The sequence below is a fragment of the Nonomuraea insulae genome, from assembly GCF_042656245.1.
This window is the reverse complement of sequence record NZ_JBHSPA010000063.1, coordinates 48,516-72,260: the sequence shown is the minus strand read 5'-3', so window position 1 is coordinate 72,260 and position 23,745 is coordinate 48,516. Positions and strand designations below refer to the sequence as shown.

The following is a 23,745-nucleotide window of genomic DNA, read 5'->3' as shown; positions in this document are numbered from 1 at the left end:
AACGGCCGGTCGCGCACGCCCAGGGCGCCGCGGGCCGCATGGTCGGCGGCGATGATCAGCAGGCGTTCACCCTCGCCGGGCAGGCCGCGCCGCACCCGGCGGGCCGCGGCCTCGGCGATCTCCTCCGGCCTGGAGGCGCGGATGTGGGTGAGCCGCCCGTAGTCGGCCGCCCTGGACAACGTCGTGTCGCTCAAGTGCGCGCCCCGTTCAGCAGAGCCTCCACCTCGGCGGTGGTCGGCATGGCGTCGGCGCAGGCCAGACGGGCCGCCACGTAGGCGCCGGCCGCGTTGGCGAAACGCAGCGTGCGCTCCAGCGGCCAGCCGCGCAGCAGCCCGAGGCAGATGGCGCCGCCGAACGCGTCTCCCGCGCCGATCCCGTTGACCACCTCGACCTCCATGGGCTCCACCAACGCGCTCTCCTCAGAGGTACGCGCGAAAACTCCGTCGGGGCCCATCTTCACGATCGCCACTCCTACACCGGCGTCCAGCAGCGCCTGCGCGGCGGCCTCCGGATCGCGCACGCCGACGGCCACCTCGACCTCCTCCTGGTTGCCCACGGCCACGTTCACGTGCGGCAACGTGCGGCGGGCCGCCTCGTGGGCCGCCTCGCGCGACTCCCACAACGTCGGCCGGTAGTCGAGGTCGAACACCGTCCACCCGGACGTGCGCGCCGACAGCGCGGCGGCGTGGGCGGCTGCGCTCGGCTCCTGGCTCAGCCCGGTCAGCGAGAACCAGAACAGGCCGGTCTCGGCGATCGCCGCGAGGTCCAGCATGTCCGGGGTGATCTGCAGGTCGGGCGGGCGGTCACCGCGGTAGAAGTAGATCGGGAAGTGGTCGGGAGGGAAGATCTCGCAGAACGTGACGGGTGTGGGCCGGCCCTCGATGGTGCTCACAAAGGTGTCGTCCACGCCGAACCCGCGGATCGCCCGGCGCACGTAGTCTCCGAACGGGTCGGCCCCCACACCGGTGATCACGGCGGGGCGCAGCCCGTGGCGCGCAGAGGCGACGGCGACGTTGGTCGGGCTGCCGCCGAGGAACTTGCCGAAGGTCTCGACGTCGGCCAGGCCGACCCCGGTCTGCAGGGGATAGACGTCGACGCCGGAGCGGCCGATCGTGATCAGGTCGTACAACAGCACCTCCAGAGACGGAGCTTACCTTCGACACTATGGCATATTGTCATGACATCCAGATGTCCGCTATGTTGCGAATTCCGGCCAAGCCTTTACGTCATATGCATGTCATGACATATTGGCCCAAGGCTGCCTCCTTTTCAGGACACGTCGGAGGGTTTGCATGGCATTGCGGAAACGTGTGGTCGCGGTCGTCGCCGTGGCCGGTCTGAGCCTGACCGCGTGCGGCCAGTCGTCCGGCGGGGGCGGTGACACCGTCGAGCTGACGATCACCCAGAACGCCATCGCCGGCGGCAAGAACGCCGCGGCCGCGAAGTGGCTCTCGGACTGGGTGGTACCCAAGTTCGAGGAGGCCCAGAAGGCGAAGGGCAAGGACGTCACGGTCAAGTTCGTACCCAGCGGTGTGGACGACGAGCAGTACAAGACCAAGCTCTCCCTCGACCTCAAATCGGGCAAGGGCGCGGACGTGATCGACATCGACAGCATCTGGGCCGGCGAGTTCGCCGAGGCCGGTTACGTCAAGCCGCTGTCGGAGCTGGTCGGACCCGAGGCCGAGAGCTGGGACGGCTGGTCGCAGATCCCCGAGGCCGTGCAGGGCATGGCGGAGTTCAACGGCAAGAAGTACGCGCTGCCGATCGGCACCGACGGCCGGGTGCTCTACTTCAACAAGACGTTGTTCGCCAAGGCCGGGCTGCCGGCCGACTGGCAGCCCAAGAGCTGGCAGGAGATCCTCGACGCCGGGACGAAGCTCAAGTCCTCGGGCGTGCCCGTGCCGATCCAGATCAACGCCGGCACCGCGATGGGCGAGGCCACCTCGATGCAGGGCGTGCTGCCGCTGCTCGCGGGCGCGGGCGGCGAGGTGCAGAAGGACGGCAAGTGGAGCGGCGCCTCCCAGCCGATGAAGGACGCGCTCGGCCTCTACCAGAAGATCTACGGCGGCGGCCTCGGCGACCCCAAGCTCCAGCAGGAGGCCAAGGGGCGCGACAAGTCGTTCCAGCAGTTCGCCGAGGGCAAGATCGGCATCCTGCTGGAGGGCGACTACTTCTGGCGCGGCGTGGTCAACCCCAAGGAGGGCGTGGCCAAGATGGACGACCGCGACCAGACCGTCGGGTACGCCATGATCCCCGCCATCGAGCCCGGCAAGGGCCTGCGCGGGCAGGACTTCATCAGCATGTCCGGCGGCGCCCTGCGGACGGTGAACCCGAACAGCAAGCATCCGAAGGAGGCCTTCGAGCTGCTGGCCTTCACCCTCTCGCCGGAGGCGCTGAAGGAGGAGACCAAGGACGGCAACGTGCGCATCACCCCGCGCACCGACGTCAACAAGGAGATCCTCGCCGGTGAGCCGCTGCTGACGTTCATCTCGGAGAAGGTGCTGCCGCTGACGGCCTACCGGCCGCCGGTCGCGGTCTATCCGCAGGTGTCGGTGGCGTTGCAGGAGGCCACGGCCGCGGTCGTCGGCGGCACGGCGCCCGACCAGGCGGCGGCCGACTACCAGAAGAAGCTTGAGGGAATCGTCGGTGGCGCAGGCAATATCGCCTCCTGAAGCTCCTGAGGCTCCTGAGGTCCGGGCCGAAGCCCGTTACAGCTCGGACGCGGCGGGCCTGGGCAAGGCGCGGGCCGGGGCCTTCATGGCCCCCGCCCTGCTGCTCATCGCCGTCTTCCTCGTCTTCCCCGCGCTCTGGGTGCTCTACCTGGGGCTCACGAACTACCGCCTGACCGGGGCCGCCGCCGCGGAGCCCCGGTTCGTCGGGCTGGACAACCTGTTCGACGCGGTCTCCAACCCGACGTTCTGGGACTCGACGTGGCTGACCGTGCAGTTCGTGCTGGGCTCGGCCGTCATCGGGCAGGTCGGGCTCGGCTTCACCATCGCCTGGCTGCTGCGCGAGCGGCGGGGCGTGGTGAAGCGGCTGGTCGAGGGCCTGGTCATCCTGGCGTGGATCCTGCCGAGCGCGATCGTGTCGTTCCTGTGGGTGGCGCTGCTCGACCGCGACGGCGGCACGCTCAACGCGCTGCTCGGCCTGCCGGGCTTCGCCCCGCTGCTCGACCACCCGATGTTGTCGATCATCGTGTTCAACACGTGGCGCGGCACCGCGTTCTCGATGATGTTGTACGGTGCCGCCCTCGGCAACGTGCCCCCCTCCCACCTGGAGAGCGCCCGCCTGGCCGGCGCCTCCGGCTGGCAGCAGCTCAGGGACGTGGTCTTCCCGCACATCAGGGGCCACATCCTGACGAACCTGCTGCTCATCAGCCTGTGGACGTTCAACGACTTCACCCCGTTCCTGCTCACCGCGGGCGGCCCCGACGGCAAGTCCGAGGTGCTGGCCGTGCACGTGTACAAGGTGGCCCTGCAGAGCGGCGAACTCGGCTACGGCGCCGCCGTCTCCACGATCATCCTGCTGATCAACCTGGTCGTGGCGGTGTTCTACCTGCGGCTGCTGCGGAGCAAGAAATGACGCGTTTCGTCCTGGGCCGGATCGGGTTCTACACGCTGGTCGCGGTGCTGCTGGCCTTCTTCACGATCCCGCTGCTGTGGCTGGTGACCGCGCCGTTCACCTCCGACCCCACGTATGAGGTGTCGGTGCCCGACTTCACCCTGGACAACTTCCTGGCGGTGCTGGAGCACCCGTACGCGTTGCCGTCGCTGTGGAACTCGGTCATCCTGGCCGCGGGGACCGCCGTGCTGGTGGTCGTCCTGGCGGCGCTGGCCGCATACGCGCTGAGCCGGGTGCGGCTGCCGGGGCGCGACGCGTTGTTGTACGCGTTACTGCTGCTGTCGTCGATCATCACGGGGACGGCGGCGATGGTGCCGCTGTTCCAGCTCGCGGTGGAGCTGAACCTCATCGACTCGCAACTCGGGCTGATCCTCATCCTGACCGGCGGGCTGCTGCCGGCGGCGATCTTCATGCTGAAGGACTTCATGGACGCCACGCCGAAGTCGTACGAGGAGTCGGCGCGGGTCTTCGGGGCCACGCCGCTGCAGATCGTGCGGCACGTGGTCGTCCCCCTGGTACGGCCGGGGCTGGCGACCATCGCCGTGTGGGCCGTGGCCAACGTGTGGGGGAACTTCCTGATGCCGTACCTGTTGCTGAGCGACGTGGAGAAACAGCCGGCGGCGGTGATCACGTACACGCTGTACACCGAGGGTGGCCAGGCCAACCTCAGCATGTTGTCCACGTTCGGGCTGCTGTACTCCATTCCGGTGGTGCTCATGTACCTGTTCGTCAGCAAGAAGTACGGCTTCCGCTTCCACGGAGGGATCAAGCGTTAATGGCCGCCATCGAACTACGCGGGCTGACCAAGGTCTACCCCGGCGGGGTGAAAGCGCTCGACGCGCTCGACCTGGCCGTTCCCGACGGCGAGTTCTTCGCCCTGCTCGGGCCCTCGGGCTGCGGCAAGACGACGTTGCTGCGCACGATCGCCGGGCTGGAGAGCGCCACGGGCGGGTCCGTGATCATCGGCGGGCGGAACGTGACGGGGACGCAGCCGGGCGGGCGGGACGTGGCGATGGTGTTCCAGGACTACGCGTTGTTCCCGCACATGGACGTCACGGACAACATCGCCTATCCGCTGCGGATCAAGAAGGTCCCCAAGGGGGCGCGCCGCGACAAGGCCGCCGAGGTGGCGGCCCGGCTCGGGCTCGACCACCTCATGGACCGGCGGCCGGGGCAGCTGTCGGGCGGGCAGCAGCAGCGGGTGGCGCTGGCCAGGGTGATGGCCACGCAGGCGCAGGCGTTCCTGTTCGACGAGCCGCTGTCCAACCTGGACGCGCGGCTGCGGCTGGAGGCGCGCACGTTCCTCAAGAAGCTCCAGCGTGAGCTGGGTGTCACCACCGTCTTCGTCACCCACGACCAGGCCGAGGCGCTGGCCATGGCCGACCGGATGGCGGTCATGGAGGCGGGGCACATCCGGCAGATCGGCACGCCGGCCGAGGTTTTCCAGCGGCCGGCGAACACGTTCGTCGCGGGGTTCATCGGGTCCACGCCGATGAATCTGCTGGACGGTTCCGTACGAGGTGACACGCTGGAGGTGGCAGGGTGCGAGGTCGCGGTCCCGGACAGCGCGCAGGGACTGCTGTCCGACACCGAGAAGATCGTGTACGGCGTGCGGCCCGAGTACATGACCTACTCGGCCGAGCCCGCGCAGGGCGCGCTGGGCGGGAAGGTGGTCATCGTGGAGAACCTGGGCGCGTCCCACCTGGTGACTCTCGACGTCAACGACGTGAGCGTGCAGGCCGTGGTGCCGGAGGGCAGCGAGCCGGCGGTCGGTGACGAGGGCCACGCCGTGCCCCGGCGCGACCGGGCGCTGGTCTACCGGGACGGGGAGCTGGTGTGAGGGGCCACTGGAGTCTGGACGACCGGCTGGAGCGGATGCTGCGGGAGGTGCCGTTCGAGGTGCCCGCGGGGGCCGCCGCCGTCTCCGTGAAGCTTTCCTATGACAGGTCGCAGGGCGTGATCGACCTCGGGTGCGGCTCCCCGGACGGCTTCCGTGGCTGGTCGGGGGGCGCGCGTGACGAGTACACGATCACTCGCGACTGGGCCACCCCCGGTTACCTGCCGGGCGAGCCGGAGGCCGGGACCTGGCACGTGTGGCTGCGCCTGCACCGGATCCCGTCGCAGGGCCTGGACTACACGCTGGACGTCTCGTTCGAGAGCGTGCCCGAGCCGGTCGCGGAGGAGCCGCCGCACGGCGAGCGCCCGCCCCGTCGGGACATTCCCGACATCGACGGCCTGCGGTGGTTCGCCGGCGACTTCCACGCCCACACCGTGCACAGCGACGGCAGCCTGACGATCGCCGAGCTGGCGGAGCTCGCCCACGGGCGCGGCCTCGACTTCCTGGCCGTCACCGACCACAACACGGTCAGCCACCATCCCTGGCTGGACAAGATCGGCCGGGACATCACACTGATCCCCGGTCAGGAGGTCACCACCGACCGCGGCCACGCGAACGTGTTCGGCGAGGTCGGCTGGGTGGACTTCAGGAAACCCGCCGACTCCTGGGTGGAGCACGCCGAGCGCGAGGGCGGGCTGATCTCGATCAACCACCCGCTCGGCGGCGACTGCGCCTGGTTGTTGCCGATCAGCCGCCGCCCCCGGGTGGCCGAGGTGTGGAGCTCCGGCTGGTGGGACCGCCGCTGGGGCGCGCCGCTGGCCTGGGCCGACGCCTGGCGTGACGACGTGATCGCGATCGGCGGCAGCGACTTCCACCGGCACGGATCCGACGGCCTGCCCGGCGGGCCCACGACCTGGGTGCTGGCCGAAGACGTGGACGCGGTGCTGGACGGCGTGCGGGCCGGGCGCACCGCCGTCTCCACAGGGCCAGACGGGCCGCTGCTGGTCAGGCTGGGCGACGAACTGCTCGCACTGGACGCCGGCGGCCTGGTGCTGGTACGCCCCGACGGCTCGCGGCAGGTCGTCCGCGGCGATCGGGTGCTGCTCCCGGCGATCGACGGACCGCATCGGTTGGAAACGTATGAGAACGAGGTGATCGCCCTATGCGCGTGAGGAAAATCGCCAACGCCCCCGTCAGCTTCGGCGTCTTCGAGCTCAGCGACGCGCCGCCGCCGCTGAGCGCCGACGAGATGGTCCGCGCGTTGTCCGAGGCCGGCTACGAGGGCATCGACTCCGGGCCGATCGGCTACCTGGGCACCGGCTCCGAGCTGGCCGACCGGTTGTCCGGGGCCGGGCTGCTGCTGGCCGGCGGCTGGGTGGACCTGCGCTACGACGACGCGGAGGAGTACAGGAAGGGGCTGCCCGCGCTGGAGGCCGCGCTCGACGTGTTCGCCGCCGCGCCCGCCGGTGATCTGGCGCCCCGGCCCACGATCGCCGGTCCCGGCACGCCGGAGCGGTTCGCCCGGCCCGGCGGGAGCGCTCCAGGGCTGCCGGCGGCGGAGTGGCCCGCGTACGCCGCCCGTATTCAGGAGACCGCCGAGCGGTGCCGCGAGCGCGGGTTCGAGCCCGCCTTCCACCACCACCTGGGCACCTACGTCGAGACCCCGGAGGACGTCGAGCGGCTGCTGGAGCTGACCGACGTGGAGCTCTGCCTGGACACCGGCCACCTGCTGCTGGCCGGGGGAGACCCGGTCGAGTGCCTGCGCTCGTGGGCGGGCCGGGTCGGGCACGTGCACATCAAGGACGGCGACACGAAGATCCTCGCCCAGGCCCTGGCCGACGGCGTGGACCTGCGCGAGCTGATGGGCCGTGGCGGGTTCGCCCTGCTCGGCGAGGGCGAGCTGGACCTGCCCGCCGTGGTGCGCGCGCTGGACGAGATCGACTACGCCGGCTGGATCATCATCGAGCAGGACACCCTGCCGGGGCGGCGCACCGTCGCCCAGAACATCGCCGACCAGGCGGCCAACCGCCGGAAGCTGAAGGACTTGGGGCTTTGAGAATCGCGCTTGTGGGTTGCGGGGCCGTCACCCAGGCGGTCTACGTGCCGCTGCTGTCCAGGCGGCGCGACCTGTTCGAGGTGAGCGCCGTGTGCGACCTGTCGCCCGCGCTCGCGGACGCCGTGGGTGATCGGCTGGGCGCCGCCGGGCGGTACACCTCCGTGGCGGAGATGCTGGCCGCCGGGGGTTTCGAGGCCGTGGTCGTGCTGGCCTCCGGCTCCCACGGAGAGACGGTGCGGCAGGCGCTGGCCGGCGGCTACGCCGTGCTCTGCGAGAAGCCGCTCGCGCTGACCAGGGCCGAGGTGGCGGCGCTGCCCGAGGGGCGGCTGATGGTCGGCTACATGAAGCAGTACGACCCGGCCGTGCGCCGGGCCGAGGAGGTGCTGGCCGGGCTGGGCGGTCCCGAGGTGATCAGGGCGGTCGAGGTGACCGTGCTGCATCCGAGCGGGGAGTCGCAGCTCGCCTTCGCGAACCTGACGCAGGCGCGGGACGTGGACCCCGGGCTGCTGGCCTCGTTGCGCTCGGCGGAGAACGAACTGGTGTCGCGGGCGCTGGGGGAGGCGGCTCCGGAGGCGGTGCGGAGCCTGTACGGGGTGTCGCTGGGGTCGATATGCCATGATCTGTCGCTCTTGAGGCGCTTCACCGGCTCCCCCAACGAGATCTCGTACGTCGAGACGTGGGGCGCGGCGCCCGGCTCCATCGAGATCTCCGGGCCCCTGCCCGTCCGGGGCCGGTTCTCCCTGCGCTGGCACTACCTGGAGGACTACCCCGCCTACCGCGAGACCGTGACGATCCACCACGACCGGGGCTCGCTCGAACTCCTCTTCCCCTCGCCCTACCTGATGAACGCCCCCACCACGCTCACCGTCGTCTCCGACGCCGAGAGCCGTACGCACTGGCGGGAGGTGACCGAGGCGTTCGAGGTACAACTGGCGGCCTTTCATGCTTACGTGAACGATGGCAAGCCGCCGCTCACCGACGTGGGCGGCGGGCTGGAGGACATCGTCACGGCGCAGCGGATCGCGGCGCGCTACGCCGTACAGCATGAGCTGCCCATTGGAGGGGAAGCGGCGTGAGCCAGGAGATCGTGGTCGTACCGCACACGCACTGGGACAGGGAGTGGTACGAACCCTTCCAGCGGTTCAGGCTGCGCCTCGTGGCGCTGCTCGACGAGGTCCTCGACACCATGGAACGCGAGCCCGCCTACCACTTCACCCTCGACGGGCAACTCGCCTGCGTCGACGACTACCTGGAGGTGCGCCCCGAGAACCGCGACCGGGTGGCGGCGCTGGTGGAGTCGGGGCGCCTGGCGGTGGGGCCGTGGCAGATCCTGCTCGACGAGTTCCTGTGCTCGGGCGAGAACATCGTGCGCAACCTGGAGCTGGGCATGTCCAGAGCGGACAAGCTCGGCGGGGCCATGCCTGTCGGGTACCTGCCGGATATGTTCGGGCACACGGCTCAGATGCCGCAGATCCTGCGCAAGGCGGGGCTGCTGCACGCCTGCGTCTACCGTGGTGTGCCGTCCTCCGTCGTCACCGACGCCTTCGCCTGGGTGGCGCCCGACGGCACGGCGCTGCGCACGCAGTACCTGCCCGCCGGTGGTTATGGGAACGGGGCGCATCTGTTCTCCGAGGCGGAGGGGCTGGAGGAACGGGCGGCGGCGTTCGTCAGGACGATGCGGGAGTGGCACGGGCCCGAGGGCTCGCTGCTGGCGATGTACGGCACCGACCACTCCGCGCCCGTACGCGGGCTGCCGGAGATGGTGACGGCGATCGGCGCCCGCATGGACACCCTGTCCGGATACATCGGCGCCCATCCGGGTGCTGTGGACGGGCTGCCGCAGGTGCACGGCGAGTTGCGCTCCCACGCGCGAGCCAACGTCCTGCCCGGCGTCATCTCGGTCCGCGCCCACGTCAAGCAGGCCATGGGCCGCGCCGAACGCATGGTGGAACGCTACGCCGAGCCGCTGGCCGCCCTCTGGGGCGAGGAATGGCCTGGCCGCTTCCTCGACATGGCGTGGTGGCGGCTGGTGGACGCCAGCGGGCACGACTCCGTCACCGGGTGCGGCGTGGACGAAACCGCCCAGCAGGTTGCCGCCCGCATCGCCGAGGCCGAGCACCTCGGGCAGGCCGTGCGCGACATGGTGACCGCCCGCCTGGCGCGGACCGTGCCGTCGGACGGCGTGCTCGTCGTCAACCCCACCCCGTCCGGGCGGCGCGGCGTCGTGATCGTGGACGTCGCGGGAACGGACTCGCTGGTGGACCCGTGGGGCGAGCCGGTGCCCGCGCAGAACCTGGAGTACGCGCCCACGCTGCTGCTCGACGAGGAGATGGACCCGGCCACGGCGCTGACCTTCATCCACGGCACCGAGCTGTACGGGCAGCACATCACGGACTGGTCGATCGGGGACGGGACGCTGACGTTCACCGTGGCGCGGGAGCCGTCGGCGGGTTTCGACGTGGACGACCTGCGCGGCGCCCTCGACGGCGTGACCCGCGTGCGCATACTCGCCGAACCCCGCCGCACGGTGGCCGCCCTGGTGGAGACCCCGCCCCTCGGGCACACGAGCATCCGCCCGGCCTCCCGCGAGCAGGTGTGGGCCGGCGCCGATCGCCTCCCGCCCGGCGAGCACCACCCGTCCTGCTGGCTGGGCTCTGACTCGGCGCCGCTGCCGGTGCGCGGCGACGAGGAGGTGCTGGACAACGGGCTGCTGCGGGTCACGATCGCGCGGGACGGCACGCTGACGCTGGTGGGCCGCGACGGCACCACGGTCACGGGCGCCGGGCGCGTCGTGGACCGCGGCGACGTGGGCGACACCTACAACCACGCGCCGCCGCTCGCCGACCTGATGGTCTCGGAGCCGGAACTCCTCTCCTCCGAGCTGATCTGCTCGGGGCCGGTGGTCGCGATGGTGGACGTGCGGCGCACCTACCTCTGGCCCGCGTCGGGTGAGACCGTCGACGGCGCTCCCGAGCTGCCCGCCATGACGCGCACCTCCCGGATGGAGGAGATCACCGTCACCACCCGGGTCGAGCTGCGGGCGGGCGAGCCGTTCGTGCGGCTGCGGGTCGAGTTCGACAACCGGTGCGACGATCACCGGGTACGCCTGCACGTCCCACTGCCCTCGCAGGCCGTGGAGTCGTACGCGGAAGGGCAGTTCGCCGTCGTCACCCGGGCTCTGACCTCGGAGGGCGGCTGCGGCGAGACCCCGCTGCCCACCTTCCCGGCCTCCTCCTGGGTGGCCGCCGGCGGGGTGGCGGCGTTGCTGGAGCATGTGACGGAGTACGAGGTGGTGGACGGGGAGCTGGCCCTGACGCTGCTGCGTTCCGTCGGCTACCTCTCCCGCAACCGCAACGCCCTGCGCCCGGAACCGGCCGGGCCCCAGTTGCCGACTCCCGCCGCCCAGTCGCGCGGGCTGCGGTCGGTGAACCTGGCGCTGATGCCGTACCAGGGGGATTGGGGCGAGGTGGTGCCTCAGGCGGAGGTCTTCCGCCACGACCTGCTGGTGGTGCCCGGGCTGGGGGACCCTGCCCTTCCGCTGCCCTCGCCCGCGGCCGGGGTGTCGGTGACAGGGGAGGGCGTGGCGATGACCTCGCTCCGAGACCGCGACGGGTGGAAGGAACTCCGCGTCGTCGCCCTGACCCCGTCCGCCACGGAAGCCGTCATTTCCGGCAACCTGCTGCAAGCCCGGCATGCGGACCTGCGTGGCCGCCCGGGGGAGTCGGTGCCGGTCAGCGATGGCGCGGTGCGGTTGCCCCTGGGCGCGTGGGAAATCGCGACCATCCAGTTTCGTCAACTCTAGGTAATGAATCGAACGCGCGTTCGCCGGACGCTGAGAAGCTCTATTCGTGGCTGGAATACATCGCGAATTTCCGGGCTCGCGAGAAATGCCCGGCCTGTCTGGTCGTCATCTGCCCCAACACCGAAGTGGCCCGGTGGGCGCAGCAGGAGATTTACACCGGCCATCCTGGGCTGATATTGAAAGTGCTGGCCATCCACAGGGGAAACACCCCGGTCATCACGGACGTCGGTCAGGCCAGGAGCAATATCGTGCTGGCGGCCATCTCGGCTGTCACGCAGAGCGAACATCCGAGATTCAAGGAGATCGCTGCGGCGGTTCAGGAGGCGATGAAACACATCGATGAAAGCCTCGCCTACCGATACGCTCGTTACATCAACCTGTCACTGGAAGGTGACGCGCAGGCAGAATGGAACCGAGGCATGCAGACGATGAAGTATCCGTACCAGGGCGAGTACTCCGAGAGTCTCCTGGCTGAGGGCAGGGTAGAGGGAGAGGCGCGGTCCGTGCTGAAGATCCTCGACGTGCGTGGACTGGCAGTGTCCGAGGAAGTCCGGAAGCGGATCATGGACTGCCGGGAGCAGTCCCTCCTGGATGTCTGGCTCCAGCGGGCCATCAAGGTCCAGTCGGTGGAGGAGTTGTTCGACTGAGCGTTCAGCGGCGTCGGTCGTTGCCGGAGGAAGGGCCTCGCGTTCTAAGGGCCGAGGAGGCCGAGTTGGCGGGCTGCTCTGATGGCCAGCCAGACTTCGGCGAACGCGGCGCTGGACGACAGGTCCCGTCCCGTGAGTGTGGCGAATCTGCGCAGGCGGTAGGCCAGCGTGTTGGGGTGGATGTGGAGGGCGGACGCGGCGTCCTCCATGTGGCGGTTGCGTTCCATCCACACCTGTACGGACGTCAGCAACCGCGAGGCGTGTACCTCGTCGTAGGCCAGCACCTCGCCCAGCACGTGATCCACCAGAGCTGAGAGCGTCGCCGGATCGTCAGGTAGCCAGCGGCCTGTTGTGTCCTCCCCGTAGTGGACCAGGGGCTTGCCCGACTCGGCGGCATGGGAGACGGCCCAGACGGCCTCTCGTTCAGCGACCCGCAGCGACTCCCCGGGGGCGAACGGGCGGCTGGCGCCGGTCGCGGCGCCCGGGACGGTGGCGATTGCCGGTCCCAGCTCGGAGGGGCCCAGGACGTAGTGGTCATTGCCGCGTCTCAGCATCAGGTGCGGAAGATCGTCCATGGCGCGGCGGAGGGTGTCATCGGGGGCGTCGCGGACGACCAGCAGGATCGCGTCCGCGTCCGTGGGCAGGCCGAGGCGGGCCAGGCGGCGGCGGGCGGCCGGCGGGTCGAGGAGAGCCTGGAGGAGTTCGGCCAGCGTCTCCGCGCCCTCCCGCCGGAGGGTCTCGCGTTCGTGCCTGGCCATGGCCACCCGCAGGGCCGCGACCGTGGCGATGTGCTGGACCACGGCCAGGCCCGCCGGTCGGGCGGCCTCGCGTTCCAGGGCCACGAGGTAGCCGGCGGGGCCGCCGGGGGCCGGGACCGGGACGACGAAGCCGCCCGGGATCGTGGGCGGGGCGTCGGGCTGGGTGGGGAGCACGGCGAGGGGCGGCACCGGGACGCCGGGCAGGAGGGGGCGGCCGTGGCGGGTCGAGAGGTAGACGTCGTATCCCGACAGGCGTTCCAGGCGCTGGAAGAGCGTGGCCGTGTCCAGGTCCTCCGCGGCCAGCCAGCGCAGCGCGCCGAAGACCTGGAGCTGGGCGCCGAGGCGATGGCCGGCGTCGTCCTGGAGCGCCGCCGCCACCTCCTGGGAGATCGCGATGAACGGGACCGCCAGCGGCACCTCCAGCACCGGCATCCCGCGCTCCTCCGCGGTCTCGAAGAAGGCCGGGTGCAGGGGCGGAACGTGGAGCTGGGCCGACAGGGCCAGGGCCGAGACGCCGGCGTCGTCCAGGCGTTCCAGGTAGACGCGCTGCCTCGCCGCGCCCCGGGGGACGCCGATGCCGGTGGTCATGATGACCTCCGAGCCGAGGAGCCACGGCGTGGGGTCGTCCAGTTCGCTCACGTGGGCCCACGAGACCGAGCGTGATAAGCCGGACTCGCCCGCCAGCAGGCGTAGCTGGAGGGCCGGGGAGCGGAGGAGGTCCTCGACCGTCAGCCGGGGCGGTCTGTCCTCGGTAGCCGGGTTGTGGCTGGGCACAACACACACCGTAATACTTCGTGATGACCACAATTGCCGCTGGTCAGCGCCATGACCAACACTGACCGCATGACCACAGGACCTGTCGACTCCAGCAAGGTCCCGCGCTTCGCCGGGCCCGCCACCTTCGCCCGTCTGCCCCGCCTCGACCAGGTCGGGCATGCCGACGTGGCGATCGTGGGGGTGCCCTTCGACGCCGGCGTCTCCTACCGGCCGGGCGCCAGGTTCGGGCCCGCCGCGGTCAGGGAGGCGTCGCGGTTGTTGCGGCCGTACCATCCGGGGCTGGACGTCGCCCCGTTCGAGCGGGTGCAGGTCGCGGACGCCGGTGACATCGCGGCCAATCCCTTCGACATCGGCGCGGCCATCGAGACGATCGAGGGGGCGGCCGACGAGCTGGACGCCAGGCTCGTCACCATCGGTGGCGACCACACGATCGCGCTGCCGCTGCTCCGGTCGGCGGCCAGGAAGCACGGGCCCGTCGCGCTGGTGCATTTCGATGCGCATCTGGACACGTGGGACACTTACTTCGGGGCCGCGTACACGCACGGGACGCCGTTCAGGAGGGCCGTCGAGGAGGGGATCCTCGACACGGAGGCGCTCAGCCACGTCGGCATCCGGGGGTCCCTCTACGACAGGAAGGATCTGACGGACGACCGGCGGCTCGGGTTCGGCATCGTGACGGCGGCCGATGTGCTGCGGCGCGGGCTGGACGAGGTGATCGACCTGCTGCGGCAGCGGGTCGGCGACCGGCCCCTGTACGTCTCCGTCGACATCGACGTGCTCGACCCCGCCCACGCCCCCGGCACCGGCACCCCCGAGGCGGGCGGGATGACGAGCAGGGAACTGCTGGAGATCCTGCGCGGCCTGGCCGGCGCGAACCTGGTCGGGGCGGACGTGGTCGAGGTGGCCCCGGCCTACGACCACGCGGAGATCACCTCGATCGCCGCCTCCCACGTGGCCTACGACCTCGTCAGCCTGATGGCGGTTCAGAAGGAGTGGAGATGAGCGGCTCCATCACCGAGATCGAGACCTATGGGGTCGAGCGCATCCCCGACGCCGGGCGTACCGCTCGCCCCGTGGATCTGTTCAGGCTCGAGTTCGGGGGCGCGAACACGTTCGCGACCTGCGTGCTCGGGGCCTTTCCCATCCTGTTCGGGCTGTCGTTCTGGGACGGGCTGGCCGCCACCGTGCTCGGCCTGGTGGTGGGGGCGCTGATCCTGGCGCCGCTGTCGTTGTTCGGGCCGCTCAACGGGACCAACAACGCGGTATCCTCCTCGGCGCACCTGGGCGTGCACGGGCGCGTCGTGGGCTCGTTCCTGTCGTTGCTGACCGCGATCGCGTTCTTCTCGATCTCGGTGTGGTCGTCGGGGGACGCGCTGGTGGGCGGCGCTCACCGGTTCGCCGGGCTGCCGGACACCGACCTCTCGTACGGCGTGGCGTACGCGTTCTTCGCCGTCCTCGTGCTCGTGGTCTGCGTGTACGGCTTCCGCTTCATGCTGTTCGTCAACAAGATCGCGGTCGCGGCGGCGTCCGTGCTGTTCGTCCTGGGAGTGTTCGCCTTCGCCGGCGACTTCGACCCCTCCTACCCCGGCACGCTCTCATCCGGTGACCCGCTGTTCTGGCCCTCGTTCATCGGCGCGGCGCTGATCGTGTTGTCGAACCCGGTCTCGTTCGGCGCCTTCCTGGGCGACTGGTCCCGCTACATCCCGGCGAGCACCCCGCGCGGCCGGGTGCTGGCGGCGGCGTTCCTGGCGCAGCTCGCCACCATCCTGCCGTTCTTCTTCGGCCTGGCCACCGCCTCGATCATCGCCGCCAAGGCCGCGGAGTACGTGGACCCGGCCGCCCCCAACTACGTCGGCGGGCTGCTGGCCATCTCGCCCGGCTGGTATTTCGTCCCCGTCTGCCTCATCGCCCTGATCGGCGGCATGTCCACCGGCACCACCTCGCTGTACGGCACCGGCCTCGACTTCTCCAGCGTCTTCCCGCGCTTCTCCCGGGTCCAGGCCACGATCTTCATCGGAGTCCTGTCGATCGTGTTCATCTTCGTCGGCCGGTTCGCCGCGAACCTCACCCAGAGTATTTCGACGTTCGCCACCCTGATCATCACGTGTACGGCGCCCTGGATGGTCATCATGATGCTCGGCTACCTGACGCGCCGCGGCTGGTACGACCCGGAGGCCCTGCAGGTCTTCAACCGGCGCCAGCGCGGCGGCCGCTACTGGTTCACCCACGGCTGGAACTGGCGTGGCGTGACCGCCTGGCTGGTCTCCGCCGCCCTGGCCCTGACCTTCGTCAACCTGCCCGGCCAGTTCGTCGGCCCGTTCGGTCACCTGGCCAGCGAGGTGGACATCTCCCTGCCGGTCGGCCTCGCCGTGGCCGGGCTGCTCTACCTGGCGCTGCTCACCGCCTTCCCGGAGCCACGCGAGGTCTACGGCCCCGACGGGCCCCGCCTGGTCCGCTCGGCCGACACCCAGATCCTGCCCATCGTCGACGCCGCCACCGAACCGGTCACATGAGGCGAAGGGCGGGAGCTCGCGGAGTGAGGTTAGCGGGTGCCCCAGGAGTAGGTCTGCTTGCGGAGCTTCAGGTAGACGAACGACTCCGTCGCACGCACGGCGGGGATGGCGCGGATCTTGCTGAGGATCTCCAGCAGGTGCCCGTCACCCTCGCAGACCACCTCCACGATCACGTCGAACGAGCCGGCGGTGAGCACCACGTAGTCGATCTCATCGATCGCCGCCAGCTCGTCGGCCACCGACTCCAGATCGCCCTCGCAGTTGACGCCGATCATGGCCTGCCGGGGGAAGCCCAGCGTGAGAGGGTCGGTGACGGCGACGATCTGCATGACCCCGGTGTCCTGCAACCTCTGGACCCGCTGGCGCACCGCCGCTTCCGAGAGGCCGACGGCTTTCCCGATCGCCGCGTAAGGCATGCGCCCGTCGCTCTGCAGCTGCTCGATGATCTGCTTGGACAGGTCGTCGAGCACTACGGGGCCGGCGCTTGAATGGTTTCTGCGTACGCGCGGCGGCGTGGTCATCGAGAGGGTTCCTCCTACCGGTCCGGCATTACGGGGGCGTTCCCGCCGGGTTGCCGTCCTGCTGCGACATGTTGTCAGTTCCTAGCGGTCTGTCAAGCGAATTCGTAGCAATTTGATATCTTCACCACGAAATCCCTTGTCCGGATGCCATTGCTCTGTCAGAGTCGCGGCATCTCAGCCACCTCACGAGGAGGTCATCACCTTGACGACCACCCGTCTGCAGAACTACGTGAACGGCGAGTTCGCGGACGCCAGGAGCGGCCGATTCTCCGACATCATCGATCCCTGCACGGGCGAGGCCTATGTCCAGGCCCCCGTGTCGGGACAGGAGGATATCGACGCCGCCTTCGCCGCCGCGGCCGCCGCGTTCGAGTCGTGGGGCACGACCACGCCGGGTGAGCGGGCCAACCTGCTGCTCAAGGTGGCCGACGCGATCGACGCGCGGGCCGATGAGATCAACGAGGCCGAGTGCCGCAACACCGGTAAGCCCCGCGCCCGCATGGCCGAGGACGAGACGCCGATCGCCGCCGACCACTTCCGCTTCTTCGCGGGCGCGGCGCGCACGCTGGAGGGCCCGACGGCCGGTGAGTTCCTGGCCGAGCACACCAGCGTCATCAGGCACGAGCCGATCGGCGTCGTCGGTCAGGTCACGCCGTGGAACTACCCGATGATGATGGCGGTCTGGAAGATCGCTCCCGCGCTGGCGGCCGGCAACACGATCGTGCTGAAGCCGTCCGACACCACTCCCGTCTCCACGCTCAAGCTCGCCGAGATCCTCGGCGACGTGCTGCCTCCGGGCGTCTTCAACGTCGTCACCGGCGACCGCGAGACCGGCGCCCTGGTCGTGAGCCACCCGACCGCCGCCATGGTGGCGATCACCGGCTCGGTCGGCGCGGGCATGTCGGTGGCCAAGAGCGCCGCCGACGACCTCAAGCGCGTGCACCTGGAGCTCGGCGGCAAGGCGCCGGTCGTGGTGTTCGAGGACGTCAAGGACCTCGGCAAGGCCGCCGCCGACATTGCCGTCGCGGGCCTGTACAACGCCGGCCAGGACTGCACGGCCGCCTGCCGGGTGCTCGTCCACGAGAGCGTGCACGACGAGTTCGTGGCCGCGCTCACCGAGGCCGCGGCCGGGACGGTCACCGGCGACCTGGGCAACGAGGAAGCGCTCTACGGGCCGCTCAACAACGAGAACCAGCTCGCCAAGGTCCAGGGCTTCATCGAGCGCGTCCCGGCGCACGCCAAGGTGCTCACCGGCGGCCACCGCGTCGGCGACAAGGGCTACTTCTTCGCCCCGACCATCGTCGACGGGCTCAAGCAGGACGACGAAATGGTGCAGAACGAGGTCTTCGGGCCCGTGATCACCGTCCAGACGTTCAGCGACGAGGCCGACGCGCTGGCCAAGGCCAACGACGTCAGGTACGGCCTGAGCGGCTCGGTGTGGACCTCCGACCACGGCCGCGCCATGCGCATGTCGAACCGGCTCGACTTCGGCGTGGTGTGGGTCAACACCCACATCCCGTTCGTCTCGGAGATGCCGCACGGCGGCTTCAAGCATTCCGGGTACGGCAAGGACCTGTCGGTGTTCGGTCTGCACGACTACACCAGGGTCAAGCACGTCATGCACTACATCGGCGAATAAGAAGGAAAAGTCCTGGATATGACCGGGCTGAGTGCGATTGAGCTTGAGGACGTCGTCAAGGAGTATCACTCGCATGGCGAGGTCGTCCAGGCGGTCAAAGGCGTGACACTGGACGTCGCCGAGGGGGAGTTCTTCTCCCTCCTCGGCCCGTCCGGTTGCGGCAAGACCACCACCATGCGGATGGTCGCCGGGTTCGAGGCGCCCACGAAGGGCCTGGTGCGCCTGCGCGGCCAGGACGTCACGAACGTTCCGCCGAACAGGCGCGACGTCAACATGGTCTTCCAGTCCTACGCGCTCTTCCCGCACATGAGCGTCTGGGACAACGTGGCCTTCGGCCTCAAGCAGCGCAGGACGCCGCAGGAGGAGGTCCGGCGGCGGGTCGGCGAGATGCTGGAGATCGTCGATCTCACCGGGCGGGAGAAGCGGATGCCGCGGGAGTTGTCCGGCGGCCAGCAGCAGCGCGTGGCCCTGGCCAGGGCCCTGGTCAACCGGCCGCGCGCGCTCCTGCTCGACGAGCCGCTCGGCGCGCTCGACCTCAAGCTGCGCCAGGCCATGCAGATCGAGCTCAAGCGCATCCAGCGCGAGGTCGGCATCACGTTCGTGTACGTCACACACGACCAGAACGAGGCGCTGACCATGAGCGACCGGATCGCCGTCATGAACGACGGCCTGGTCGAGCAGCTCGCCGGGCCGCGCGAGCTCTACGAGCGGCCCGCGACGGTGTTCGTGGCCGGCTTCATCGGCACCTCCAACCTGCTCGCCGGCGCCGCGACCGGCGGCGAGCTGCGGCTCGGCGGGGGCGGCCGGGTGCTGGTGCCGGGGCACGACGGCGACGTCACGGTCACCGTGCGGCCGGAGAAGATCACGATAGGCACCGACGAGCCCGCGCAGGGACTGAGCGCCGTACGCGGGACCGTGGCCGAGGTCGTCTACCTGGGCACCTACAACAGTTACACGGTGAGTCTCGCTGACGGGGCCGGCGCGACCGAGCGTAGCGAGGGCGCCGATCAGACACAGCACCACAGTGATGGTCGTTCCGCCGCTCGCGGCGGAACGACCATCACTGTCTTTCAGCAGAATGCGGTTGACGCGACGGCGACGGCGGAGCGGGGCGACTCCGTGTGGTTGTCGTGGCAGGCGCAGCACTCGTACGTGATTGGAAGTTGACATCTCCCCATGAACCCCCTCACGCGTGGAATGACGCAGCCCCGTACCCGTCGTGACGTCTTCAGGCTGGCCGGGTTCTCCGCCGCCGGCCTCGCCCTGGCCGCCTGTGGCGTGCAGGGGCAGAAGGCGGCGCCCCCCAAGGCCGACGCCGTCGCGGACTTCTGGTCCAAGCAGAGCAAGCACGGCAAGGTCGTCTTCGCCAACTGGCCCGAGTACATGCCGGAGGACAAGGGGCCGCTGGAGAAGTTCAAGAAGGACACCGGCATCTCCTACGAGTACAAAGAGGTCATCCAGGAGAACGCCGAGTTCTTCGGCAAGGCCGACCCCGTGCTGCGCGCCGGGCAGCCGCTGGGCTACGACATCGTCGTCATGACCAACGGCATCCAGCTCCAGCACATGATCGAGCTGGGCTACGCGGTGGCGCTCGACCACTCCAAGCTGCCGAACTTCCAGGCCAACGCCGGGGAGAAGTATCGGGAGCGGTCCTACGATCCCGGGAACAAGTACACGGTTCCCTACACCTCCGGCGTGACCGGCATCGCGTACAACACCGACTACGTCAAGGACGAGATCACCAGCATCGAGTCGTTGTTCGACCCGAAGTTCAAGGGACGGGTCGGGATGATGGCCGACGCGCAGGAGATCGGGAACTTCGGCATGTTCGCGCTGGGCATCGACCCGGAGAAGTCCACCGAGGCGGACTGGAAGAAGGCCGGGGAGAAGCTCAAGGCACAACGCGAAGCCGGAATTGTACGGAAATATTATGATCAGTCGTATATCGATGCCGTGTCCAAGGGCGACATCTGGCTGAGCATGGCCTGGTCGGGCGATGTGTTCCAGCGGCAGCTCGCCGGCGAGCCCGTCAAGTTCGTGGTGCCCGCCGAGGGCGGCACGATCTGGACCGACAACATGCTCATCCCCAAGGGCGCGGCCAACCCCCTGGACGCCCTCATGCTGATGGACTACCTCTACCAGCCGGCCATCTCCGCCGAGCTGGACGAGTACATCCAGTACGTGACCCCCGTCCCGGCCGTGCAGGACCTGCTGCGGGAGAAGGCCAAGACGGCCAAGGGCGAGAGCAAGAAGACCCTTGAGGACATGGTCGACAGCCCGCTCATGTTCCCCACCGAGGCCGACTACGCCAAGCTGCGCACCTACACCAAGCTCACCACCCAGCAGGAGCAGGTGTTCAACCCGATCTTCCAGTCCATCACCCAGGCGTAGCGATGAGGCGGCTCACCCCCTACCTGCTGGCGCTGCCGAGCTGGATGTGGCTGGCTATCTTCCTGGTCGTGCCCATGGTCGCGATGGCGTCGGTGTCGCTGCAGACCGGCAACGCGATCGACGGTTTCGCCATGACGTTCAGCGTCTCCAACTACAGTGACGCGATCGGCCGCTACAGCACGCAGCTCGTCCGGTCGCTGCTCTACGGCGGGCTCGCGACGGTGGCCATGCTCGTGATCGGCTATCCGGTGGCGTACTGGATCGCCTTCAAGGGCGGCTCCCGCAAGTCCGTCTACCTCTTCCTGCTCCTGCTGCCGTTCTTCGTCTCGTTCGTGCTGCGCACGATCTCGTGGAACTTCCTGCTGTCGGACAACGGCATCCTGTTCGGCACGCTGAAGGACTGGGGGCTGCTGCCGGCCGACTTCCACGTGCTGGCCACGACGTTCGCCGTGGTCGGCGGGCTGACGTACAACTTCCTGCCGTTCATGATCCTGCCGATCTACGTGGCGCTGGAGCGGGTGGACCCGCGCGTGGTGGAGGCGGCCCAGGACCTGTACGCGACGCGGGCGGCGGCCTTCCGCCGGGTGGTGCTGCCGCTGTCGCTGCCCGGGGTGTTCGCCGGGGTGCTGATGACGTTCGTGCCCGCCACGGCCGACCCGATCAACGCGGCGATCCTGGGCGGCACGTCGAACACGATGATCGGCAACATCATCCAGACCGCGTACCTGACGAACCTCGACTACCCGACCGCCTCGGCGCTGTCGTTCACGCTGATGGCGGTGCTGCTGGTGGGCATCTTCGTCTACGCGCGGGCGCTCGGCACCGAGAACGTGCTCGAGGCGGCGGCCCGATGAGGGGCACGAGGCTGGGCGACCGCCTCCTGCACATCTACACGTGGGTGATCATCGTCTGGCTGTCGTCGCCGATCGCCGTGATGATCCTGTTCGGGTTCAACGACAAGAAGAGCAAGTCGAACACCTCCTGGCAGGGCTTCACCCTCCGCTGGTACACCGAGCTCTTCGACATCTCCGACCTGACCGTGGCGCTGTGGAACTCGTTGAGGATCGCCCTGATCAGCACCGTGATCACGGTCGTCATCGGGACCATGCTGGGACTGGCGCTCGGCCGGTACCGTTTCCGCGGGAAGGGCGTGACGAACTTCCTGGTCTTCGCCGCCATCTCCACGCCCGAACTGGTCATGGGCGCGTCGTTGTTGTCGTTGTTCGTCTCCGGCAACGTGCCCCGCGACGCAAGAACGATCATCGTCGCCCACGTGCTGTTCTCGTTGTCGTTCGTGGTGGTCACGGTGCGGGCCAGGGTCGTCACACTGGACCCGGCGCTGGAGGAGGCGGCCAAGGACCTGGGGGCGACGGCCTGGGGCACGTTCCGGCAGGTGACGCTGCCGTCGATCATGCCGGGTGTGCTGGCGGGCGCGATGTTGTCGTTCGCGCTGTCCATCGACGACTACGTGGTGACGAGCTTCGTCAACGGCTCCGAGACCGTCACCTTCCCGCTGTGGATCGTCGGCGCGGTGAAGACGGGCATCCCGCCGCAGGTCAACGTGATGGGTACGCTGATCTTCTGCATCGGGGTGCTGATCGCGATCGCCAATGCGGTCGCGGCGCGGCGCCGTGGCTGAGAGCATTCATCCGGTTACCCGATCGACTCACGTGGGGAAGTGGGATGTGTGGATCCGCTGAAGGCGCTTGCTGACGCGGAGCGCAAGCCGTACTGGCTGGACAGCCCGGCCAGGCCCGAGGCGCGACCGAGGCTCTCCGGGAGCACCACCGCCGACCTGGTCGTCGTCGGAGGGGGCTTCTCCGGCTTGTGGACGGCCCTGATGGCCAAGGAACGCGACCCCGCGCTCGACGTCGTCCTGCTCGAAGGCCGCAGGATCGGCTGGGCGGCCACCGGTCGCAACGGCGGGTTCTGCATGGCGACGCTCACCCACGGCCTGGCCAACGGGCTGGAGCGGTGGCCGGAGGAGATCGACCGGCTCGAACGCATGGGCGTGGCGAACGTCGACGAGATCGAGCGCACGCTGGAGCGCTACGGCGTGGACTGCTCGTTCGAGCGCACCGGCGAGTTGCACGTGGCCACCGAGCCGTGGCAGGTCGAGAGCCTGAACGAGCACCTCGGCCTCATCTCCGAGCTGGGGCTGGACTACCTGCCGCTGGATCGGGAGCAGGTGCGCGCCGAGGTGGACTCGCCGACCTACCTGGCGGGGCTCTGGGAGCGCAGCGGTTGCGCCATGCTCGACCCGGCGCGGCTGGCGTGGGGCCTGCGCGAGGCGTGCCTGAGTCTCGGTGTACGCGTCCACGAGCGCAGCCCCGTCCGCTCCCTCGACGACGACGGCACGACGATCACCCTGCGCACGCCGCACGGCGCGGTGGGCGCCCGCCACGTGGCGCTCGGCACCGGCGTGTTCCCGCCGCTGCTGCGCCGTCTCAAGCACTTCGTGGTCCCGGTGTACGACTACGCGCTCATGACCGAGCCGCTGACCGGCGACCAGCTCGCCTCGGTGGGCTGGCGTCACCGGCAGGGCGTGGGCGACTCGGGCAACCAGTTCCACTACTACCGGCTGACCGACGACCACCGGATCCTGTGGGGCGGCTACGACGCCGTCTACTACAACGGCGGCCTGGTCAGACCGGAGTACGACCAGCGCGACGAGACGTTCGTCAAGCTCGCCGGGCACTTCTACGACACCTTCCCGCAGCTCTCCGGGGTGCGCTTCACCCACCGGTGGGGCGGTGTGATCGACACCTGCAGCCGGTTCAGCGCCTTCTACGGTCAGGCGCACGGCGGCCGGCTGGTCTACGCGGCCGGCTACACCGGCATGGGCGTCGGGGCCACGAGGTTCGGTGCGAACGTCATGCTCGACCTGCTGTCGGGCGAGTCCACCGAGCGGACCCGGTTGCGCATGGTGAAGGAGAAGCCGATGCCGTTCCCGCCCGAGCCGGTGCGCTCGGGAGTGATCCAGTTCACCCGGTGGTCGATCGCCCAGGCCGACCAGCATCAGGGCAAGCGCAACCTGTGGTTGCGCGCCCTCGACCGGATGGGGCTGGGGTTCGACTCGTAGCCTGGTGCCCATGAGAGTCGAGTTCGTCGCGGACGGTCTCACGCTGGCCGGGGACCTGCGGGTGCCGGAGGGCGCGTGGCTGCTGTTCTGGGGCTTGTCGT

Annotated in this window: 20 protein-coding genes and 1 pseudogene; 17 read left to right on the top strand and 4 right to left on the bottom strand. The window is 69.5% G+C overall.

The window, feature by feature from the left end; genetic code table 11:
• Both ACFPZ3_RS46705 and iolC read right to left on the bottom strand, forming a co-directional pair.
• A pseudogene (locus ACFPZ3_RS46705) lies at positions 1 to 194 on the bottom strand (deoxyribose-phosphate aldolase); the annotation flags it as partial.
• Positions 191 to 1,135: a 5-dehydro-2-deoxygluconokinase gene (gene iolC / locus ACFPZ3_RS46700; RefSeq protein WP_465263588.1), complete on the bottom strand. Its 945-nt coding sequence runs from the start codon at positions 1,133 to 1,135 to the stop codon at positions 191 to 193. The pseudogene ACFPZ3_RS46705 and the gene iolC, both read right to left, overlap by 4 nt.
• A gap of 157 nt (positions 1,136 to 1,292) precedes the next feature.
• Between iolC and ACFPZ3_RS46695 the strand changes: the two genes are divergently transcribed.
• From ACFPZ3_RS46695 to ACFPZ3_RS46655, 9 genes are read left to right on the top strand one after another with little or no spacing between them, the layout of a single operon-like run.
• Positions 1,293 to 2,672 carry an extracellular solute-binding protein gene (locus ACFPZ3_RS46695; protein ID WP_379520858.1) on the top strand — a complete coding sequence of 460 codons (1,380 nt, stop codon included), beginning with the start codon at positions 1,293 to 1,295 and terminating at the stop codon, positions 2,670 to 2,672.
• A complete protein-coding gene (locus ACFPZ3_RS46690; protein ID WP_379520857.1) occupies positions 2,647 to 3,582 on the top strand; it encodes a carbohydrate ABC transporter permease in 936 nt (311 codons plus the stop codon). Before ACFPZ3_RS46695 ends, ACFPZ3_RS46690 begins: the two co-directional genes overlap by 26 nt.
• The gene (locus ACFPZ3_RS46685; protein ID WP_379520856.1) at positions 3,579 to 4,397 is read left to right on the top strand and encodes a carbohydrate ABC transporter permease; all 819 of its coding nucleotides are present in this window, start codon (positions 3,579 to 3,581) and stop codon (positions 4,395 to 4,397) included. Before ACFPZ3_RS46690 ends, ACFPZ3_RS46685 begins: the two co-directional genes overlap by 4 nt.
• Positions 4,397 to 5,461, top strand: coding sequence for an ABC transporter ATP-binding protein (locus ACFPZ3_RS46680; RefSeq protein ID WP_379520855.1), 1,065 nt, complete (start codon positions 4,397 to 4,399; stop codon positions 5,459 to 5,461). Before ACFPZ3_RS46685 ends, ACFPZ3_RS46680 begins: the two co-directional genes overlap by 1 nt.
• Positions 5,458 to 6,630 (top strand): CehA/McbA family metallohydrolase, encoded by a 1,173-nt coding sequence (locus ACFPZ3_RS46675; RefSeq protein ID WP_379520854.1) that lies wholly within the window; start codon positions 5,458 to 5,460, stop codon positions 6,628 to 6,630. Before ACFPZ3_RS46680 ends, ACFPZ3_RS46675 begins: the two co-directional genes overlap by 4 nt.
• Complete coding sequence (locus ACFPZ3_RS46670; RefSeq protein ID WP_379520853.1) at positions 6,621 to 7,514, top strand: TIM barrel protein; 894 nt, start codon at positions 6,621 to 6,623, stop codon at positions 7,512 to 7,514. Before ACFPZ3_RS46675 ends, ACFPZ3_RS46670 begins: the two co-directional genes overlap by 10 nt.
• Positions 7,511 to 8,590 (top strand): Gfo/Idh/MocA family protein, encoded by a 1,080-nt coding sequence (locus ACFPZ3_RS46665; RefSeq protein WP_379520852.1) that lies wholly within the window; start codon positions 7,511 to 7,513, stop codon positions 8,588 to 8,590. Before ACFPZ3_RS46670 ends, ACFPZ3_RS46665 begins: the two co-directional genes overlap by 4 nt.
• Complete coding sequence (locus ACFPZ3_RS46660; RefSeq protein WP_379520851.1) at positions 8,587 to 11,316, top strand: glycoside hydrolase family 38 N-terminal domain-containing protein; 2,730 nt, start codon at positions 8,587 to 8,589, stop codon at positions 11,314 to 11,316. Before ACFPZ3_RS46665 ends, ACFPZ3_RS46660 begins: the two co-directional genes overlap by 4 nt.
• The gene (locus tag ACFPZ3_RS46655; protein WP_379520850.1) at positions 11,280 to 11,963 is read left to right on the top strand and encodes a hypothetical protein; all 684 of its coding nucleotides are present in this window, start codon (positions 11,280 to 11,282) and stop codon (positions 11,961 to 11,963) included. Before ACFPZ3_RS46660 ends, ACFPZ3_RS46655 begins: the two co-directional genes overlap by 37 nt.
• Before the next feature lie 44 nt (positions 11,964 to 12,007).
• On the opposite strand, the gene ACFPZ3_RS46650 is transcribed toward ACFPZ3_RS46655, so the two are convergent.
• A complete protein-coding gene (locus tag ACFPZ3_RS46650; protein WP_379520849.1) occupies positions 12,008 to 13,495 on the bottom strand; it encodes a PucR family transcriptional regulator in 1,488 nt (495 codons plus the stop codon).
• 69 nt (positions 13,496 to 13,564) lie between these two features.
• On the opposite strand from ACFPZ3_RS46650, the gene speB reads away from it, so the two are divergent.
• Both speB and ACFPZ3_RS46640 read left to right on the top strand, forming a co-directional pair.
• Entirely contained in the window at positions 13,565 to 14,500 is a 936-nt protein-coding gene (speB, locus tag ACFPZ3_RS46645; RefSeq protein ID WP_379520848.1) for an agmatinase, read from the top strand.
• Positions 14,497 to 16,011: a purine-cytosine permease family protein gene (locus tag ACFPZ3_RS46640; protein WP_379520847.1), complete on the top strand. Its 1,515-nt coding sequence runs from the start codon at positions 14,497 to 14,499 to the stop codon at positions 16,009 to 16,011. The genes speB and ACFPZ3_RS46640 overlap by 4 nt, the downstream gene beginning before the upstream one ends.
• 29 nt (positions 16,012 to 16,040) lie before the next feature.
• On the opposite strand, the gene ACFPZ3_RS46635 is transcribed toward ACFPZ3_RS46640, so the two are convergent.
• Positions 16,041 to 16,532: an Lrp/AsnC family transcriptional regulator gene (locus ACFPZ3_RS46635; protein WP_379520846.1), complete on the bottom strand. Its 492-nt coding sequence runs from the start codon at positions 16,530 to 16,532 to the stop codon at positions 16,041 to 16,043.
• A gap of 196 nt (positions 16,533 to 16,728) precedes the next feature.
• On the opposite strand from ACFPZ3_RS46635, the gene ACFPZ3_RS46630 reads away from it, so the two are divergent.
• Genes ACFPZ3_RS46630 through ACFPZ3_RS46605 form a run of 6 tightly spaced genes read left to right on the top strand, consistent with a single transcriptional unit; the run spans position 16,729 to position 23,644 of the window.
• Positions 16,729 to 18,171 (top strand): gamma-aminobutyraldehyde dehydrogenase, encoded by a 1,443-nt coding sequence (locus tag ACFPZ3_RS46630; RefSeq protein ID WP_379520887.1) that lies wholly within the window; start codon positions 16,729 to 16,731, stop codon positions 18,169 to 18,171.
• 18 nt (positions 18,172 to 18,189) lie between these two features.
• Entirely contained in the window at positions 18,190 to 19,338 is a 1,149-nt protein-coding gene (locus ACFPZ3_RS46625) for an ABC transporter ATP-binding protein (RefSeq protein WP_379520845.1), read from the top strand.
• 9 nt (positions 19,339 to 19,347) lie between these two features.
• On the top strand, positions 19,348 to 20,562 hold the full coding sequence (locus ACFPZ3_RS46620; protein ID WP_379520844.1) for a polyamine ABC transporter substrate-binding protein: 1,215 nt from the start codon (positions 19,348 to 19,350) through the stop codon (positions 20,560 to 20,562).
• 2 nt (positions 20,563 to 20,564) lie between these two features.
• A complete protein-coding gene (locus tag ACFPZ3_RS46615; protein ID WP_379520843.1) occupies positions 20,565 to 21,416 on the top strand; it encodes an ABC transporter permease in 852 nt (283 codons plus the stop codon).
• Positions 21,413 to 22,201: an ABC transporter permease gene (locus ACFPZ3_RS46610; RefSeq protein WP_379520842.1), complete on the top strand. Its 789-nt coding sequence runs from the start codon at positions 21,413 to 21,415 to the stop codon at positions 22,199 to 22,201. The genes ACFPZ3_RS46615 and ACFPZ3_RS46610 overlap by 4 nt, the downstream gene beginning before the upstream one ends.
• Before the next feature lie 48 nt (positions 22,202 to 22,249).
• Complete coding sequence (locus ACFPZ3_RS46605) at positions 22,250 to 23,644, top strand: NAD(P)/FAD-dependent oxidoreductase (protein WP_379520841.1); 1,395 nt, start codon at positions 22,250 to 22,252, stop codon at positions 23,642 to 23,644.
• Positions 23,645 to 23,745: the final 101 nt, after the last annotated feature.